Genomic DNA, 17,292 nt, shown 5'->3' on the forward strand with positions numbered 1-17,292 from the left:
AATAAACATATGAAAATAATTGTTCCTATGGCGGGGAAAGGTTCCCGATTAAGACCACATACTTTAACTGTTCCTAAACCGCTAATTCCGATTGCAGGAAAACCTATTGTACAAAGATTGGTAGAAGATATTGCTAAAGTTGCCGGAGAAAAAATTGATGAAGTTGCTTTTATAATCGGAGATTTTGGTGTGGAAGTTGAAAATTCTCTGATTAAAATTGCCGAAAGCTTAGGAGCAAAAGGTACTATTTATGTACAAAATGAAGCACTTGGAACAGCGCATGCTATAAAATGTGCAGAACAATCTATGCAGGGGAATGTAGTGATTGCATTTGCAGATACACTTTTCAGAGCAGATTTTACTTTGGATACCAATGCTGATGGGGTAATCTGGGTAAAAAAAGTAGATGATCCTTCTGCTTTTGGAGTTGTAAAATTAGACGATTATGGTTTTATTACAGATTTTATCGAAAAACCGCAGACTTTTGTTTCAGATCTTGCCATTATTGGAATTTATTATTTCAATTCTGCTGAAAAATTGATGGCAGAAATCAATTATATCATGGATAATGATATCAAGGTGAGCGGAGAATATCAGTTGACAACAGCTCTAGAAAATCTTCGCCAAAAAGATGCTAAATTTTCATTAGGAAAAGTAGATGATTGGATGGACTGTGGGAATAAAAATGCTACAGTAGAAACCAATGGTAAAATTCTGGAATACGAAAAAAATCTCTTTACAGAATATCCTGAGTCTGCAAATATTCAAAACTCATTGATTATTCAGCCTTGCTATATCGGTGAAGGAGTTGAAATTTCGAATTCGAAAATAGGACCTTATGTTTCTTTAGGAAAAGGGACAAAAGTTATCAATTCCAATATAGATAATTCTTTGATTCAGGAGAAAACAGTAATTGATCACGGAAATCTTTCCAACTCAATGATCGGAAGTTCAGCTCATTATTTTGGGGTTGCAAGAGAAATTTCCTTGGGAGACTTTTCAGTTTTGGATTTTTTATCTAAATAAAATTAAAATAAATAGATGCCTGAAGCCACACAATGCAATTTTGTGTGGTTTGGCGTTAATATTGCACAAAAAATTCATTAGCCCGAGTTTTCAATCTGGGGTTAAAGAGATTATAGTGAAATCGTTATTGAAATAATTTACAATAATTAAAGTAGTCAATTATTCTAAAATTAAAAACATGAAAGACGATACACATAATCATTAATACATATTTACTATGAAAAATTGGACTATTTTACTGCTGCTGATACTGACAGTACTTTCGTGCAGGTCTAAAAAAGCTTTGACTCAAAACTCCTCTGAAAATGATAGTACTCAAATATCAATTGATCAAAGTAATCTGCCTGCAGACGCAAAAAATATTCAGGACAGGCTTACTTTTTACGAGAAAATTTTCATTCATCCAAAATTTGAATCAGTAAAGATCAACAGCAAAATTACCGCAGATCAACTGAGAGTAAGCCCGCTTGATGCAACAATTTACATAGAAAATGATAAGAAAATATGGTCAAATATTAGTTTTCTTGTATTTCCGGCCGCAAGAGCCTTGATAACGCCGGAAGGAATCAAGGCAATTGACAGGTACAACAAAAATTATATTGATTCGGATTTTGATTATCTCAACAATCTTCTGAATGTTAATTTTATTGATTATAAAACATTAGAGAAAATACTGATGGGTCGTACGTTTATGCATATTACCAACAGTAATTCCAATATTGTGAAAAATTCTCTCGGTTACCAACTCACAACGATTGCCAATCAGAAAATAATAACCGATGATGTGGAAAGAGAATATAAAATGGAAATGCAGTATACGGATGATTTTAATTTATATTGGGTAAAATTGAATGATGTGAAATCCAATGATGCAATAGAAATCGTATATGAAAACTGGGAGACCTTTCCGAACGAAGTAAAGCTTCCGAGAAATGTTAAAATAATTATAAAAGGATCAAAATCAAGTCAGATTATACTGGAAAATACGAAATTTGAATTTTCCAGAATGGAGACACCTTATTCCGTTCCGGGCAGCTATAAGAAAATTGATATTAAATGATTAAAAAAATCAGCATTTTAATAGGCATTTTGACGTTCGGATTGCAGTTTGGTCAGCAAAATAAGGAGCAATTGCAAAAGCAGAATGCAGATCTGAAAAAACAGATCGCTCAGATAAATTCACAACTGGCAAAAACCAGAAATGAATCAAAATTATCACTGTCATATCTTAATAATGTTAACCAGAAATTAGCACTTAGAGAAAAAGTTTATAATAATACACAGAAAGAAAAAAGATTCATCGAAGATGAAATTTATCTTCGTCAGTTAGAAATAAACAGACAAAACCGTGAGCTGGCCGTTTTAAGAAAAAACTATGCTCAGGTTTTGGTAAACGCTTACAAAAACAAGGGGGTTCAAAATAAAGTTACCTTTATACTTTCATCAAAAAGTTTAGGGGAAGCACTCAGAAGAGTTCAGTATCTAAAAGAATATTCTGAATATCAGGATAAAAAAGCTGCAGAAATTACTACCGCAGCACAGGAACTGAAAAAGTCTGTCGAACAGAAAAAAAAGTCAGCGGCAGAAAAGGAAACTTTACTTGTTAATCAACAAAAAGATCTCACAACGATCAATGTTGAAAAGCAGCAGAAAGAGCAATTGGTGAATGACTTTAAGAAAAACGAAAGTAAACTCACTGCCGAATTAAAACAAAAGCAGGCTCAATCTAAAATTCTTGAAGGTAAAATAAGATCTATTATTGCAGAGGAAATCAGACTTGCAAAAGCAGAGGAGGAGAGTAGAAAAAAAGCGGAAGCAGAAAAAATACGTCTTGCAAAACTTGCAGCTGAACGAGAGAAAGCAAGAATTGATGCAGAAAATAAAGCAAAAGCCGAAGCATTAGAAAGAGAAAGAAAAATTGCTGAGGCAGAAGCTAAAAAAGCAGCCGATTTAGCAGCTAAAAGAGCAGAAGAAGAGAAAAAAAGAAATGAAGAAGCTGCAAGAAATGAAGCTACTGCCAAAGATGAGGCTAGAAAGTTAGCAGCAAAAAAAGCATCTGACGAAGCTGCTTTGAAGGCAAAAGAAGCAAATGATAAGCTCATTGCCGTGAAAGCTGCGGAATCTGATCTGGTGAAGAAAAAAGAGGCGGAGAAAAAAGCAGCCGAAACAAAAGCAATGACCAATTTTGGGGTGTCTACTGCTGCCGGAAATAATTTTGCGGCTAATAAAGGAAGAATTGCAATGCCAGTTTCAGGAACGATTACTCATAGATTCGGAAGACAGCAGCACCCTGTTTTCAAATCTATCTGGGAAGAGAACAATGGTATTAAAATATCAGTAGCAAAAGGAACTTCGGCAAGGGCAGTTTTCCCAGGAACTGTAGCGCAGGTAATCCCTTCTGCTGACGGAACAAAAACGGTTATGGTAAAACACGGTGATTATTTCACTATTTACTCTAATTTAAGAGATAATACCGTTTCAAAAAATCAACAAGTTTCTGCAGGAACCATCGTGGGAACTGTGGCCGAAGATTTTGACGGTACTTATACTTTAGATTTTCAGATTTGGAACGGAAATAACGCAGTAGATCCTTTAGGTTGGGTTACATATTAAAAAAAGATTAACTTTGTAAAAAATATAGCGATGCATACATTAACAATACTAGCTTTATCTTGGCAGCATATTCTTATCGTTGCGGTACTTTTACTTATTCTTTTCGGAGGAAAAAAGATTCCGGAAATGATGAGAGGAATGGGATCAGGGATTAAAGAATTTAAAGATGCCATAAAAGAAGATGAAAAACCGGAATCAAAAGCGGATAACACCTCTTCAAGTACTACAACAAACAGTAATTAAAATTCTTTTATTAAATGAATTTTTCGGATACTGCATGGAAAGTCTTTAATCAATCAATTGAGGATTATCATGTATTAGATAATATAGAATCAAAGATAAACAATCCCTTTTCTGAAGGAAGTTTGGAACGGATTTTGTATGCTAAAAACTGGATTGATACCGTTCAGTGGCATTTAGAGGATATTATCAGAGATGAGAATATCAATCCGGTTGAAGCTCTTCAGCTGAAAAGAATGATTGATGCTTCCAATCAGAAAAGAACAGATTTGGTAGAATTTATAGATGGTTGGTTTTTAAATTATTATAAAACTGTAAATCCTAAAAAGCACGCCAAAATTAATACCGAAACGCCTGCGTGGGCTGTAGACAGATTGTCTATTCTATCGCTTAAGATTTTTCACATGGCTTTGGAAGCTCATCGTGAAACTGCAAGTGAAGAACATAGAATAAAATGTCAGGAAAAACTGGATGTTCTGCTTTCTCAAAAAGAAGACTTATCAGTTTCAATAGATCAGCTGCTGAAAGATATAGAAAACGGTGATGTTAAGATGAAGGTGTACAAACAAATGAAAATGTACAATGATGAAAGTCTTAACCCAATCCTTTACCAAAAGGAGCAAAAATGAAAAGACTTTTTATTGCCGGAGCAATTTATGTATTTATTAATTCATGTGCTACTGAGAAGCCTAATCTGTCTCCACTTACAGATAGCGGAACAGTGAGTAATTCGGAAAGTTCTAAAGGGGTAAATATTAATATCACTGGAAATATAAATGCCTCTGAAATTACTAACCTTATTTCTTCTTTTCCTAAATTTTCCAATTCAGCTTTAAACGAAGAAATTACAGTTTTGAAATATACTTTGCAAAACTATCTTTATGCTGTAGAATCAGGAAATATTTCGGGAAAGAAAAAGGCAATAAAAAACTTAGAAAAATCTTACAAAAGCATTCAAAAGCTTAGAAGATTCCTCAAGAAGGATGATGATGAGGTATTAAACCGATATTTGGTAAGACTTAAAACCAATGTCTCTGTCATCGAAGATTCTGTAAACGGAAAGAAATAAACACAATTATATTCAATGATTAAAATTCAGGCGGAAGCTAATGTTCCTACAGAGCACGGTAATTTCCGGATGATAGCTTTTTCGGAAGACGAAAATGACTGGATGCCTCACTTGGCAATAGTTTCCGAAAATACAGATTTTTCAAAGCCTGTGAATGTTCGTTTTCATTCGGAATGTATAACAGGAGAAGTTTTTCATTCTAAAAAATGTGAATGTGGTCAACAGCTTGATTCAGCAATGAAATTCATGCATGAAAACGGCGGAGTGATCATTTATCTTCGTCAGGAAGGACGAAACATTGGGATTATCAATAAGCTTAAAGCCTATTCACTTCAGGAAAAGGGTTTAGATACCGTACAGGCAAATCTAGAATTGGGGCTTCCTGCTGATGACAGAAACTTCGAAATTGCTATTCAAATTCTCAATCAGCTTAATATTAAAGATGTTAATCTTTTAACCAATAATCCCGAAAAAGTAAAGTTTGTAGAAGAGAGTAACATTCATCTCAACTCAAGAATTCCTCTTCAGATTCCTGCAAATGACATAAGCCGGGGATATCTGCAAACCAAGAAAAATTTTTTCGGACATTTTTTAGATGATTAGTCATAAATAAAAAAATCAAAAAGCTTCAAATTACATGATAATTTGGAGCTTTTTGATTATAATAGAATATTATTAAAGTTGTTTTTTTAATATGAAAAATCTATAAAATAACAAATCTGTTAGTGAGTTATTAGACTTATTACATTTGTATTCAAACTAATATTAAAATGATGATAAAGCTATTTCTAAGGTTTCATCGTTTGGACATCTTTAAGTTTTACAATTAGCCTAAAAAATTTGAACTATATGAATGCTTGGAATAAAAAAAATGGGATAATACAATACTTCTAAGTAAGAATTCAGCTGAACAAGCATTCATTTCTTTAGTATATTAAAACCTCTGAATTGCAATTGCTACTCAGAGGTTTTTATTATAAAAATTTGAAAAGATTCTTAATTGAGTTTTACCATTTTTGAATCATCAATGTTGTAATACTTTATTACGGCGTGGTAATCATTAAAATCTACAGGATTTGATGTCTTACCTGAAACCCCTGGGATCAAAACAATTCTAAATGTTTGATTTACAAGAAAACTTGATGTTTCAACATTAGTCATTTGAGTTGCCTGATCAAAGTTTGCTTCTGTTCTAATTTCTACATCCGCGGTAGTAAAATCGAAGTTGTAATCTAATTCTCTATTTGCAGGGAAAGCAAGATTATCATCTAAATAAAAAGTCTTAGGAATTAGCTGCCAAATAGGATTGTTAGATGCTCCTACATTTCTGTAAACTAAAACAACGGTTGTATTGGATATACTTAATCCTTGAGTAAGTTTGTACCCGTTAGATGAACTAAATGTTCCGGTAACATCTTTTACTTGCGCATATACTGTATTATCAACAACTGCAACTTCATCGTTTCCATTATCACAACTGAAAATGAAAAGACTTGAAAATGCAAGTGCGGCTATTGGAAATATTTTTTTCATTATAAAAAGTTTTATATTAATTAAGCCGAATCAAAACATATACCAAAAATTATAAAAAGGTTAGTACTGATCTTTTTTTTAATTGTATTTTTGTTCATATTCAATATCTCATGAGGAAATTTGTTTTTAACTGCCTTTCATTGATCGTTATTTTCACATCAACGGTATCTGCTCAATATCAGCCTAAGAATTTGTCTAGAGCAGATTTACAAAAAGCTCAGGAATGGGTAGACCAAACATATAGTAGCTTATCTCAGGATGAAAAACTGGGTCAGCTTTTTATTGTTGCTTTGTACACCAATAAAGACGAAAATCATATCAATGAGGTAAGAAATATTGTTCTGAACGATAAAATTGGAGGTTTAATTTTGATGCAGGATGACGCAGCAAGAGAAATTAATCTAGTGAATGAATTTCAGCAGAAATCCAAAATTCCTTTAATGATTGGGATGGATGCAGAATGGGGGGTCTATCAGAGAATAGCAAAAGCACACAAATTTCCCTGGGCAATGACTTTGGGAGCCATTCAGGATAAAGAATTCATCTATGAAATGGCAGCCAAAATCGCAGAAGACTGTAAGAGAATGGGAGTCAACTGGGATTTTGCGCCTGTTGTAGATGTAAATACCAATCCGAATAATCCTATTATTGGAAACCGAAGTTTTGGCTCTGAAGTTTCTAATGTGACCAAATCTGCTTTATCTTATGCCAATGGTTTGCAGGATCATCATATTCTTGCTGCAATCAAGCATTTTCCGGGGCACGGTGATACCAATACAGATTCTCATCTGGATCTGCCTGTAGTTTCTCATCATCTCGAAAGATTAAACAAAGTGGAATTGGCTCCTTTTAAATCGTTGATGAATAAAGGAATCGGAGGTGTGATGGTGGCTCATTTGTATGTCCCTAGTCTGGAATCTGAAAAAGGGATTCCTGCTTCTATCTCTAAAAATATAATTACAGGATTATTGAAGGAAAAATTAAATTATAAAGGTTTAATTATTACCGATGCTCTCAATATGGGTGCTGTTGCTAATAAATATAAGCCTGGAGAATTAGACGCTCTTGCTTTTAAAGCAGGCAACGATATTATGTTGTTTTCCCAAGGTGTTGCAGAAGGCAAAAAATTAATTCAGAAAGCGATTGATAACGGAGAAATCTCCCAGAGTAGAGTAGAGGAAAGCGTGAAAAAAATATTACTCACCAAATATTTTTTAGGATTAAATGAATACATGCCGAGAAATTCTGACAATATTAATCGTGATCTTAATAACGATTCCCACAAAAAACTGGTTCAGAATCTTTATGCCAATGCTTTAACATTATTAAAAGACGAAAAAAAGCTGCTTCCTTTAAAGCCTGAGAATACGTATTATTACGTTCCGTTAGAGGAAGCTCCATACCAGACTTTTGCAGAAAGGATAAATGGGAATTCAAATGTTATTTTGAAAAAAGCTTCGGAAATATCTTCAATTCCTGCAAATTCTACGGTAATTGTTGGTTTTCATAAAGATAATTCTACGGCATATAAACCTTATAAAATCTCAGCAGAATCTAAAAAACTGCTTGCACAGTTAGAAAAAAAACAAAAAGTGATTTTAAATATATTTGGAAGTGCATATGCTTTGAAAGATATAGATATTTCTAAAACTTCTACAGTTCTCGTTTCTTATGAAAACAACGAAGACTCTATGAATGCAACAGCTGATGCGCTCAATGGTAAGACAAAAATATCTGGAAGGCTTCCTGTTTTGGTGAATGAAAGCTTGAAACCAGGAATGGGAATAGATTTAAAATCTTGTTTAAGATAAATAATAAAAAGAAAAATGAAAATAGGAATACTTTGCTACCCGACGTATGGCGGAAGCGGAATTGTAGCCACAGAACTCGGGATGTCTCTTGCTAATAAAGGTTATGAAGTACATTTTATCAGTTCGGCACTACCGGCAAGATTAGATATTACGAATCCCAATATTTTTTTTCATAAAGTAAATGTACAGACCTATCCACTGTTTCAGTATCAGCCTTACGATATTGCGTTGAGTTCAATGATCTACCGTGTTGTGAATCTTTATAAGCTTGATCTTCTTCACGCTCATTATGCAATTCCTTATGCCTACGCTGCTTTCACTGCAAAGCAAATGCTGAAAGAAGATGGGAATGATATTCCTCTTGTCACTACTCTCCACGGAACAGATATCACTTTGGTAGGGCAGCATCCCAGCTACAAACACGCCGTAGAGTTTTCTATTAACCAATCGGATGCCATTACATCGGTTTCTGAAAGTCTTAAAAAAGATACACTGCAGTTTTTTAATATCAAAAAAGAAATTCAGGTGATCACCAATTTTATTGATAATTCTGAATTTGATGTAGTCAACGAGTGTCAGCGAACCCAGTTTGCCAATCCGGATGAAAAAATCCTGATCCATGTTTCCAATCTCCGTCCGGTAAAGAGGGTAGAAGAAGTACTGATTATTTTTAAAAATGTTGAAAAGAAAGTTAAATCTAAGCTTATTATCATTGGTGAAGGGCCGGAAATGGAAAAAGTAAATCAATTTCTGGAAGAAAATCCGCATCTGATTTCAAAAATCAGGCTTTTGGGAAAAGTCAATGATTTGTACAGGATTTTGCAGCTTTCAGATGTGTTTTTACTTCCGTCTGAGCAGGAAAGTTTTGGTTTGGCAGCTTTAGAAGCTATGGCAGCAAATACTCCGGTCATCAGTTCCAATGCAGGAGGGATTCCGGAAGTGAATATTCAGGGTGAAACGGGCTATCTGGCTGAAATAGGAAATGTGGAAGCCATGAGCAATTACTGCATTAAATTACTGAGCAATGACGAGCTTTTAGCCCAAATGAAACTGAATGCCAAAGAACAGGCGATAAAATTTGACCTTAAAAATATTCTCCCGATTTACGAGCAGATGTATAAAGCGACAATCGAAAAGTTCAGGGGCGAACTTGCGTTATAGTAATATGTAATATTTAGATTGGATGTAAACTTTTTATCCAGAATTGAAAGTTTTTAGAACAAATAATCCACTGCTTTGCGGTGGGTTTTGGTTATCTGCTACACGATGAAATCGTGCGGTAGCGAGGGGAAATGGCTGATTTGATGCACACGCACAGAACAGGATATTCTAAAATGGAAAACAACCAACAGGATATTCCTGTTGATAAATTGGTTTTTGTCGCTAAACATTTCGGGGTTTCTGTTGACATTATTTTCTTCAATGAAAAAAAACAATGTTCCCAACGAAGTTTATATGGAAGATACCGCAGTTCTGGAACAGCTAAAACTCATCAACGAACTCGACACCGAAGAAAAAAATATTCTTCTGAAACTCATTGAAACTTTCGTTTCTAAAAAACGTTTTAAAGATTATCTGCAGAAAAATATTGCTGCTTTATAGTTTTGTTTCCTATTTGAAAGCAGAACATTTTATAACACACAAAAAACCCTCGCAATTTTGCGAGGGTTTGTTTTTATCTGCTACGAAGTTACAAACTTCGCAGAGCGGAGTTTTTATATTTCTAATTAAAATTTACTTGGCTATTCTTAACAGGGAGATTTTCATGAAAACCTTCATAATAATAAAGTGAATTTTCTTCTATATCTTTAATATGAATTTTTTCAAACTTTTCTATTGATACTGCTACTTTCATATTATTTTTATCTATTCTCAGAACAGAAAAAAAATTATCTTTTTGCTTCTTGGAAATTTTAAAATATTTTATAAAATAGTAAAATAATTCTTTCTCTAAATAATTATCAATTAGTATATTATTACTAACATTTTGATTATTTATAATTAAATCTCCGACCCATGGACCACCCATGTTGATTATTTGTTCTGGATTTCCGAACTGTATATTTTCGTATTTCATAACTAAAACTTTAAGGATTAAACGGTACTCTTGCTGGTGTATAAAATTGAAGCCATGTTCCTAAACCATTTCCTGGCTGTACCCCGACTAATCCAACTTGGATACGTGTGCCTTTAGGAATTATCTGAGAAGACCAATTACCTAGTGTTGGCTGAAATTCAGGAGTAATTTGTAACATATTTCTTCCAAACCATTCATTTCTAGTTAAGAATTTAGGTGCGATTGTACTCCACTTGAAAGTACCATATTTTAAAGTATTTTCAGATGCATATAATCCTACTTTAAGATTAAACGGTAAATTGAATCCAATAGATCCACCTAAAAATCCTTCTGCGGTCGTTAGCTTACTCAGACCATTACTTATGTGTTTTGCAGCCCCAATTGCTTTCCAGCCTGCTGAGAACAAAGCCCCACCCGCAAACTGCATCGGTATATCTCTAAATATAAAGTTTTCTGCCCCTGTTACAGATTGCCCAACTTTGGTATTTGTTATCGCATCATATAGGCTTCCTCTTGCCTGGCTTATATTCCACTGCATTGCAGAGTTTTCAAAAGCACGTTCCATCATAAGGCTGTTGTAGGTTCCCACACCAAAACCTTGTCCTGCACGTACATTAATGATTGCTTCAGGAATTAAAATTTCTCCTGCAACATCACCACCACCGCCATCAGCACCTCCTGCATCAATATAAGCGTTGAGACTTGTGTAATTCCCTTGGTATCCGATCGAAACACCACCATTGCTTTGGAAACCAGAACCTGTATTGTGCCAAGCTGTTGCAGTTCCATCTGGAGAAGAGTTCCATAAGGCATCAATAAACGATTGCGATACCATTCCGGTAGGATCGTTATACATGATCGGATTGTTGTTGGCGTAGTGATAAGGAGATAAATGCGGGGTTACTTCCGCCATTGGATCCACAACTCCCCATCTTCCCAAGTCGGGCATGTAGAACCTTGCACCGTAGTCATACATCCCAAGTTCTTCCTGAAGTTCTTTACCGTTATACTGGTATTTGTAGTCTCCATTAGCACTAATTCCGTAACTGTGTTTTAACCCAAATGCGTAATAATCGTTTTGCTGTACAATGACCGCACCACTTCCTTCTCTTGCAAAACTGACTCTTACGTTACCCAAATGATCATTGTAATGGTAAATATAACGATTATTTGCAAAATCAAAATATCCTTCTGAAGTGGAAAAAAACTGAAGTCCGCTTATATTTCCTGTAAACCCTGTATCTTGATTATATTGAAACCCATCAATGTATTCTGTTGTGGCAAATGCATCTGTTTTACCCCTGCCAAAAAAATACTGGTGTACTTTCTTTACTTTTACTCCATCTGCACGGTAAGAGTAGCTTGTGTTCTGATAAACATCTCCTGTGGTTCTTCTTACATAATTATTGAACTTCACGTAAGAAGGAAGATCCAGAATATTATACTTGATCTCCAGAATGCCTTTGTCGATATGGCTGGTCATGCTTCCGTTGTCGTCGTACGAAATGATATTTCCGGAGGTCTCGGGATAACCGCCATAGTTGTTTTTCAGATCTACCACAGACTCCAGCCTGTTGCCGTTAGGATAGCTGTATATCAACTCATCGATTTCTTCTACGGTACCGGTATAGCCTTTCTGGTTTCTTTTAAGGCTCGTAATATTTCCGTTGGAATCATAACCCATAAATTCGTTATAGAATCCATTCTGCGGAACAAAAGATTCCGGTTCCTGATAGATGGCTGCTTTAAGTCGGTTATAGGCATCGTACTGATAGCTGTATCTTTTCAACACACCGTCGCCGCTGCTTTTCCATGTCATTTCGGTAATATTCCCGTTGTAGTTGGCTTGGGCTACCGAGGCATCGGAGGTGGAAGCAAACTTCAGCTCATAGGCAAAAAGATCGGTTCCCAGATTGGCGGGATTATTGACCTTGGTGAGCGTACCTCGGATGTTGTAGGCATAGTCGATGCTCTGCAGGTTGTTGCCCACTTTCTTGTTGGTCACCTGTCCCAGTTCGTTGTAGGTATAGTCAGCCAGAAGTTCCTCTGCGTTGGTGTTCACCTTATGATAATGCTGTTTCAGCCTGAAATTATTGTCATATACAAACCTTTCATTGATAACCACTTCCGAAGGTTCTGCAGCGGTTTTCTTATGATACGTGTTGGCAAACAGCACGGCTCCGGAGAAATCCAGCTGCTTTTCTGTTTTGGTATAGCCTCCCAGATGATTTTTACCGTAGCTTCCGATGGCTCTTCCCAAACGGTCGTACCAGATCTGGGTAGAAGACCATGCATCGTCCTCCAGATTCTTTACCATGGAAGCCGTAGCCATAGATTTCAGGCTTCTTATGCTGCTCACTCCGTTGGAAGTGATGTTGACTGTACCCGAAAGAGTCGTCTGCGTTAAGATGGCGGTTGGCGTACTTACTGTATTTCCCGGCACCGAAGGGTAAGTGTCGTAATAATTAACCGAATACGGGATAAACGCTGTGGAAGGATATGCGGTGTTGGTGTAGAAGATCTGCTGTCCGTTCAATGAAAAAGAAGAAGAGCTTCTGCTTTCGTTGTTCAGATCTTTGGCGTTGGCATTGGTCTGCTCCTGCTGTCTGCTTCCTCCGGTGAAAACTCCGGTATATACCACTCGCCCGAATGTATCGTACCGGGTGAAGAGCCAGCGGTTGGGATTTTGAGAATTGTTTCTCATGTTGGCATCCTGCGTGGCAACCAGACGGTTCTGCTGATCGTACACCATATATTCCCAGCCTTTTCCCGGAAGCTTTTTCTCCACCTGACGGAAACGGTTGTCATACACATACTGGTAACAAAGATCGTTGAGGATCTGCGGAGTGACCACATTGTTATTCGCGTTGATTTTTTCGTTGCCTTTGGGGGAGATCACAAAAGCAAGCTGACCGTAATTGTTGTATACATAATAAGTATCCAGCTTCCCCGAAGCCCCTTCTTTTCTGAGCAGGACGGTTTTGCCTTCGGAGTTTTTAAAATCCAGCGTTACATTTCCGTCCTCATCGGTAACCTTGCTTTTGGAAAGCTGGTTGGGCAAATAGAACTCTGTTCCGCTAAAGGAAGTAGCCAGTGTTCCGTTGCTCCATGAAGTGGTGGTATTGTATTTTTTTACCTGATCCGAAGTAGTATTGGTAAGATACTCCATTTTCACGGTGTGACCTGTTGCCATTGCCCATTCGGTTCCCGGATGAGCGGTTTCCTGCACTCTTGCCAATGGCGATGCTTCTATTTTCTGTTCAGAATAGGCATTGGCAACACCATAATAGGTATTGACTGCCGTTTGGTTGACGGAACCGTGTATGGCTCCGTTTCCTGTTGCTGTGGGAATGGGAAGCAGTTTTCGGGATTCTCTCCCGAACTGGTCATATTCTACAGGAACGACCAGATCCTGTCCCAGTGGCGTGGCTTTGATCTGAACGACCTGTTTCGCTCTTCCCAGTCCGTCAAAATACTGCACGGTTTCGCTCTTCTTGCTGCCATCGGCAGAAAGGTAGACTTTGGTGTAAACGTAATTTTCGCTTGACGTTAGTGACTGCGCAAAAGATAAAAATGAAAAGAGAAGAGTGAAGAGTGAAAAAGCATATTTTTCATTTTTATCCCTTAATTTTTCATTATTTCGTTGTTTATTATTTGTTTTCATCGGTTGAGTTTCTGTTTTGAAGTTTTAATACTTGCGACAAGCATACTGATAAGCTCATCATTCTGTTGGTGGTATTGGTGGAAGCTTCCGTTATCCAGATATTGGGTTCTGTTGAGCAGCTCCAGCCAGTATTGTGCTTCGTTGGCTTCTTTCAGAGCAATAGACAGCTTGCTGATAAAATCTGCTGTGCTTTGGGCAAATTCGGCTTCTCTTATAAGAGCTCCAACAGCAGTTCCGCTTCTTAAAAGCTGCTTAGATATTACCCATTCTTTATTGATAATCAGATTCTTGTAAAGGTTCACCATCTCAATACTGAAAAGAAAGCTTTTTTCCTTCAGAAAATTTTTCTTTTCTCTTTTCACTCTCATTTCCTCATTCATCTTTCGCTCTTCATTGCTCATTCTTATTTCTTCACTTTTCATTCTCCTACTGTTTGTAGTTATACTGGTGTTCTTTTACGGTATTGCCATTGACGTCAACTACTTTCAGCAGTCTGTTGAAAGAATCGTATTTGTACAGCTCCATCATCCCGTTAGGCGGAATGGTAGTGGTAATTCCCACCAAAGGATTGTAGGTATAGCAGGTCACCATGAAGTTCTCAAGCGCAGCATTGTTTTTGAAAGTATTCAGCGCAGCAATCAAAGCCTGTTCTTTGGCTTCTTCCTGAGCAGCCGGTGCATTGGCATCTTCGTTGGATGCGCTGACAATAGCAGTAATCAGCGAAGAAGGAACATCCGACAGTTTTGCCCCTTCTATTTTGGCAATCGGCATGGTTTTATTGTATCCGTAAATAATGGTGGTGGGAACTCCCGCTGAACCTACTTCCGGAAAAGCGGTAAACTGCACAAGATTGCCTTTATCGTCATAAAGGTCATACGAAACATTTTTTAGCGACTGCGAAAGATTATCCGGCAAAAAGCTGATCTGCGAGGTAGGATAAAAGTGTGTGACATCCTCAAACCTGGTTTCTGCCTTGGAAATCACCGTGCCGTTTCTTTTGGTTTCTACGATTACTGGAATTGATCTTATATTCGCATTCCAAAGTCTGTTGCTCCGTCCAAAAGGATATGTGATGTTGGATTCTGTTACGGTACCGTCTGCTCCGGTTATTTTTTCGTATTTTACGTTATAATGGTTCATGTCCCGCACCGTTTCAGCAGTATTGGTAAAACTGCCGGAGCTGTTATAAATTGTCGATATTGTTTTTTGTTCTTCTACGATACCGTTTCTTAGCGCATCATAGTATTGTCCGTCAAAAGATCCTCCTCCTTCAAAGAACGAAAGAGGGGATAGTTTTGATAGAATACTGTCTCTCTGTATCAGTAAGTGAGCAGCATTATAAACTTCTCTTTTTTCCAGCAAGCCATTCGCTAAAATATTAACATTGCGTAACTCATTTGCAGGAGCCGGAGGGCTGCTGCTGTCAGCAGGATCGTGCAATGTTTTGTAGTAGTATTTTGTATAACCCTGATTTTCTCCTAACACTTCTTTTACATTCTTATAAACAACAAACTCCTGTCCGTCAATTTCATTGAGATAGCCACTTGTCGGTATGCTTCCGTCAAATTTTCCATAGCTGAATTTTCGGGTTAAAGCACTATTAACAACATTGTTTTCCAAAAATTCTATTTGTTTAATTCTTACCCCCTTCCCTGTGGAATAGTTTGCAATAGGATTCGATTTCAAGCGTATCCTTTTAACATGATACGTTCCTGTACCTCCTGTTCCGGAAATCACAATTGTATTGTTTCCCGGAGGATATTTTTTATAGCCCCACATATCCTGTGTACTATTGCTTATAGCGCCATTGATAAAATAATTACCATCACTTGGTTGAAACGGACCATCTGTATATAACGTTCCTACGGCTAAATGCTCAAAAAGATAACTATAGCCGTCCGGTTCATCAGGATTATAAGGCAGGTTAAAGCTGATAGAGGTATTACCATTGTTAAAGTTAAATCCGAAATCGCCTATTTCCTCAAAATATTGAGCATCCCGATCACTGATTTCATAAGGAAATAAGTATCCTGCGAAGTTTTTGTCTACATAATATTGATTGGGTTCAAAAGTATATTTTACTTCCGTACCGTTGGGGTACTTTATAGATTTTAGCAAAGCCTGTCCCAGAAACTTAGGGTTTTTATGTTCCTCTTTGAAGCATTTATTTATAGGATCTAAGCTGGGATATTCTGTCCAATTGTTACCAAAAGAAAGATTGTCAAAATAGTCAGGATAAGTAAACTGGGTTGTTTCATATGTAGAACCCGAACCGTATTTATACAGTTTTGTGAGCATTCTCTTTCCCTGTCTTTCGTATATTGCGCAAGGTCCTGGATTACCATTTGCGATATAGCCCAAATGATATTCCTGTCCTATGTCTATGGTTTCAAACACGTATCTTTCAGTTGTCTTACCGGCAGTATTTTTTAAAATAATCGAATTCAGTTTAAAAGGATCCTGATAAGATTTCCGATCGTTGCTATTGAAATTATAGCTGAAAGCAATATTTCCAAAATCTTTAGATAGTATATTATTTACTTTGAGTGATTTTACAATTAAGGTGTTAGGTCCTCCCAGATAGGCTGGTATTGTGTAACTATCTTCTTGATAATTAAATAGAACGAGTTCTTCACCATTAGTATCAATTATTTTTGTCAGATAGTAGCATGCTGTAAAACTGGAGAAAACATCATAACCTGACGGGTAATAAGAACTGTCCAATGTTTCAAAATGATAGGATATCCCATTTTCATCTACAATTTTAAAATTGTAGATATTTGTTGCGATTTCATTAACAGTGATTTTATATCGGTTCTCTGTGACTTTCTTTAAGTCTAATATTCCGTATTGAGGATGTTTTGAAAACTGAAAAGTTCCTGATTTACCTAAAAAATTGAAATGGTAATTATACGAAGGAGTTCCTCCGGAATTAATCTCTCTGTAAATAACATTTGAAGCTCCTGCTAGATTCCATCCTAAGCCAACATCGCTTGCCTTGCTTCCCATAAAAGTATTATTGGGATGATAGCTCAGTCCTATGTTGATGCTTACGTTTTTATTATGTGTCGGCAAGGTAAAAAACGGAATGCCGATATCGGGTATTCCGGTAGATATTGCCGAAGGTGATTTTATTTTACTGGCAATACCCGATGCAGTAGGAGCTGTAATATTCAGGCTGGGCAGCTGTGATTCGTTTTGTGCCTTTAGGTTTGTTAAAAAACCAAACACTATTAAAACTAAAATTTTTCTCATCTGT

The 17,292-nt window shown here is 36.6% G+C and carries 15 protein-coding genes and 1 pseudogene; 11 read left to right on the forward strand and 5 right to left on the reverse strand.

The annotated features are described in order from the left end of the window. Nucleotides 1-9 precede the first annotated feature (9 nt). The 7 genes from FOL89_RS14360 (at nt 10) to ribA (ending at nt 5,551) form a co-directional block, all read left to right on the forward strand. A complete protein-coding gene (locus tag FOL89_RS14360; RefSeq protein WP_144283489.1) occupies nt 10-1,026 on the forward strand; it encodes a sugar phosphate nucleotidyltransferase in 1,017 nt (338 codons plus the stop codon). A 217-nt stretch (nt 1,027-1,243) separates the two neighbouring features. Then, on the forward strand, nt 1,244-2,086 hold the full coding sequence (locus tag FOL89_RS14365) for a DUF4292 domain-containing protein (protein WP_144283490.1): 843 nt from the start codon (nt 1,244-1,246) through the stop codon (nt 2,084-2,086). Further along, nucleotides 2,083-3,639 carry a peptidoglycan DD-metalloendopeptidase family protein gene (locus FOL89_RS14370; protein WP_144283491.1) on the forward strand — a complete coding sequence of 519 codons (1,557 nt, stop codon included), beginning with the start codon at nt 2,083-2,085 and terminating at the stop codon, nt 3,637-3,639. Before FOL89_RS14365 ends, FOL89_RS14370 begins: the two co-directional genes overlap by 4 nt. Before the next feature lie 30 nt (nt 3,640-3,669). Beyond that, nucleotides 3,670-3,882, forward strand: a complete 213-nt coding sequence (locus FOL89_RS14375; RefSeq protein WP_144283492.1) for a twin-arginine translocase TatA/TatE family subunit — start codon at nt 3,670-3,672, stop codon at nt 3,880-3,882. A 14-nt stretch (nt 3,883-3,896) separates the two neighbouring features. Then, complete coding sequence (locus tag FOL89_RS14380) at nt 3,897-4,508, forward strand: DUF4254 domain-containing protein (RefSeq protein ID WP_144283493.1); 612 nt, start codon at nt 3,897-3,899, stop codon at nt 4,506-4,508. Beyond that, complete coding sequence (locus FOL89_RS14385) at nt 4,505-4,948, forward strand: hypothetical protein (RefSeq protein WP_144283494.1); 444 nt, start codon at nt 4,505-4,507, stop codon at nt 4,946-4,948. Before FOL89_RS14380 ends, FOL89_RS14385 begins: the two co-directional genes overlap by 4 nt. A gap of 15 nt (nt 4,949-4,963) precedes the next feature. Next, nucleotides 4,964-5,551, forward strand: a complete 588-nt coding sequence (ribA, locus tag FOL89_RS14390; RefSeq protein WP_144283495.1) for a GTP cyclohydrolase II — start codon at nt 4,964-4,966, stop codon at nt 5,549-5,551. A gap of 393 nt (nt 5,552-5,944) precedes the next feature. On the opposite strand, the gene FOL89_RS14395 is transcribed toward ribA, so the two are convergent. Further along, nucleotides 5,945-6,481, reverse strand: a complete 537-nt coding sequence (locus FOL89_RS14395) for a hypothetical protein (protein ID WP_144283496.1) — start codon at nt 6,479-6,481, stop codon at nt 5,945-5,947. Between the two features lie 110 nt (nt 6,482-6,591). On the opposite strand from FOL89_RS14395, the gene FOL89_RS14400 reads away from it, so the two are divergent. From FOL89_RS14400 to FOL89_RS17730, 4 genes and pseudogenes are all read left to right on the forward strand, one after another. Further along, nucleotides 6,592-8,292, forward strand: a complete 1,701-nt coding sequence (locus FOL89_RS14400; protein ID WP_144283497.1) for a glycoside hydrolase family 3 protein — start codon at nt 6,592-6,594, stop codon at nt 8,290-8,292. 15 nt (nt 8,293-8,307) lie between these two features. Next, a complete protein-coding gene (gene bshA, locus FOL89_RS14405) occupies nt 8,308-9,453 on the forward strand; it encodes an N-acetyl-alpha-D-glucosaminyl L-malate synthase BshA (RefSeq protein WP_144283498.1) in 1,146 nt (381 codons plus the stop codon). 131 nt (nt 9,454-9,584) lie between these two features. Further along, a pseudogene (locus FOL89_RS17840) lies at nt 9,585-9,692 on the forward strand (helix-turn-helix domain-containing protein); the annotation flags it as partial. Nucleotides 9,693-9,714: 22 nt separating this feature from the next. Beyond that, a complete protein-coding gene (locus FOL89_RS17730) occupies nt 9,715-9,894 on the forward strand; it encodes a hypothetical protein (protein ID WP_228444928.1) in 180 nt (59 codons plus the stop codon). Nucleotides 9,895-10,015: 121 nt separating this feature from the next. On the opposite strand, the gene FOL89_RS14415 is transcribed toward FOL89_RS17730, so the two are convergent. From FOL89_RS14415 to FOL89_RS14430, 4 genes are read right to left on the reverse strand one after another with little or no spacing between them, the layout of a single operon-like run. Next, a complete protein-coding gene (locus tag FOL89_RS14415) occupies nt 10,016-10,369 on the reverse strand; it encodes a hypothetical protein (protein ID WP_144283500.1) in 354 nt (117 codons plus the stop codon). A gap of 10 nt (nt 10,370-10,379) precedes the next feature. Beyond that, a complete protein-coding gene (locus FOL89_RS14420; RefSeq protein WP_144283501.1) occupies nt 10,380-14,033 on the reverse strand; it encodes a DUF6443 domain-containing protein in 3,654 nt (1,217 codons plus the stop codon). Continuing rightward, nucleotides 14,030-14,455, reverse strand: coding sequence for a four helix bundle protein (locus FOL89_RS14425; protein ID WP_228444929.1), 426 nt, complete (start codon nt 14,453-14,455; stop codon nt 14,030-14,032). Before FOL89_RS14425 ends, FOL89_RS14420 begins: the two co-directional genes overlap by 4 nt. 4 nt (nt 14,456-14,459) lie before the next feature. After that, nucleotides 14,460-17,288: a hypothetical protein gene (locus FOL89_RS14430; RefSeq protein ID WP_144283502.1), complete on the reverse strand. Its 2,829-nt coding sequence runs from the start codon at nt 17,286-17,288 to the stop codon at nt 14,460-14,462. Nucleotides 17,289-17,292 lie beyond the last annotated feature (4 nt).

Source organism: Chryseobacterium echinoideorum, from assembly GCF_007474535.1.
In the GTDB taxonomy this organism is placed as follows: Bacteria; Bacteroidota; Bacteroidia; order Flavobacteriales; family Weeksellaceae; genus Chryseobacterium; species Chryseobacterium echinoideorum.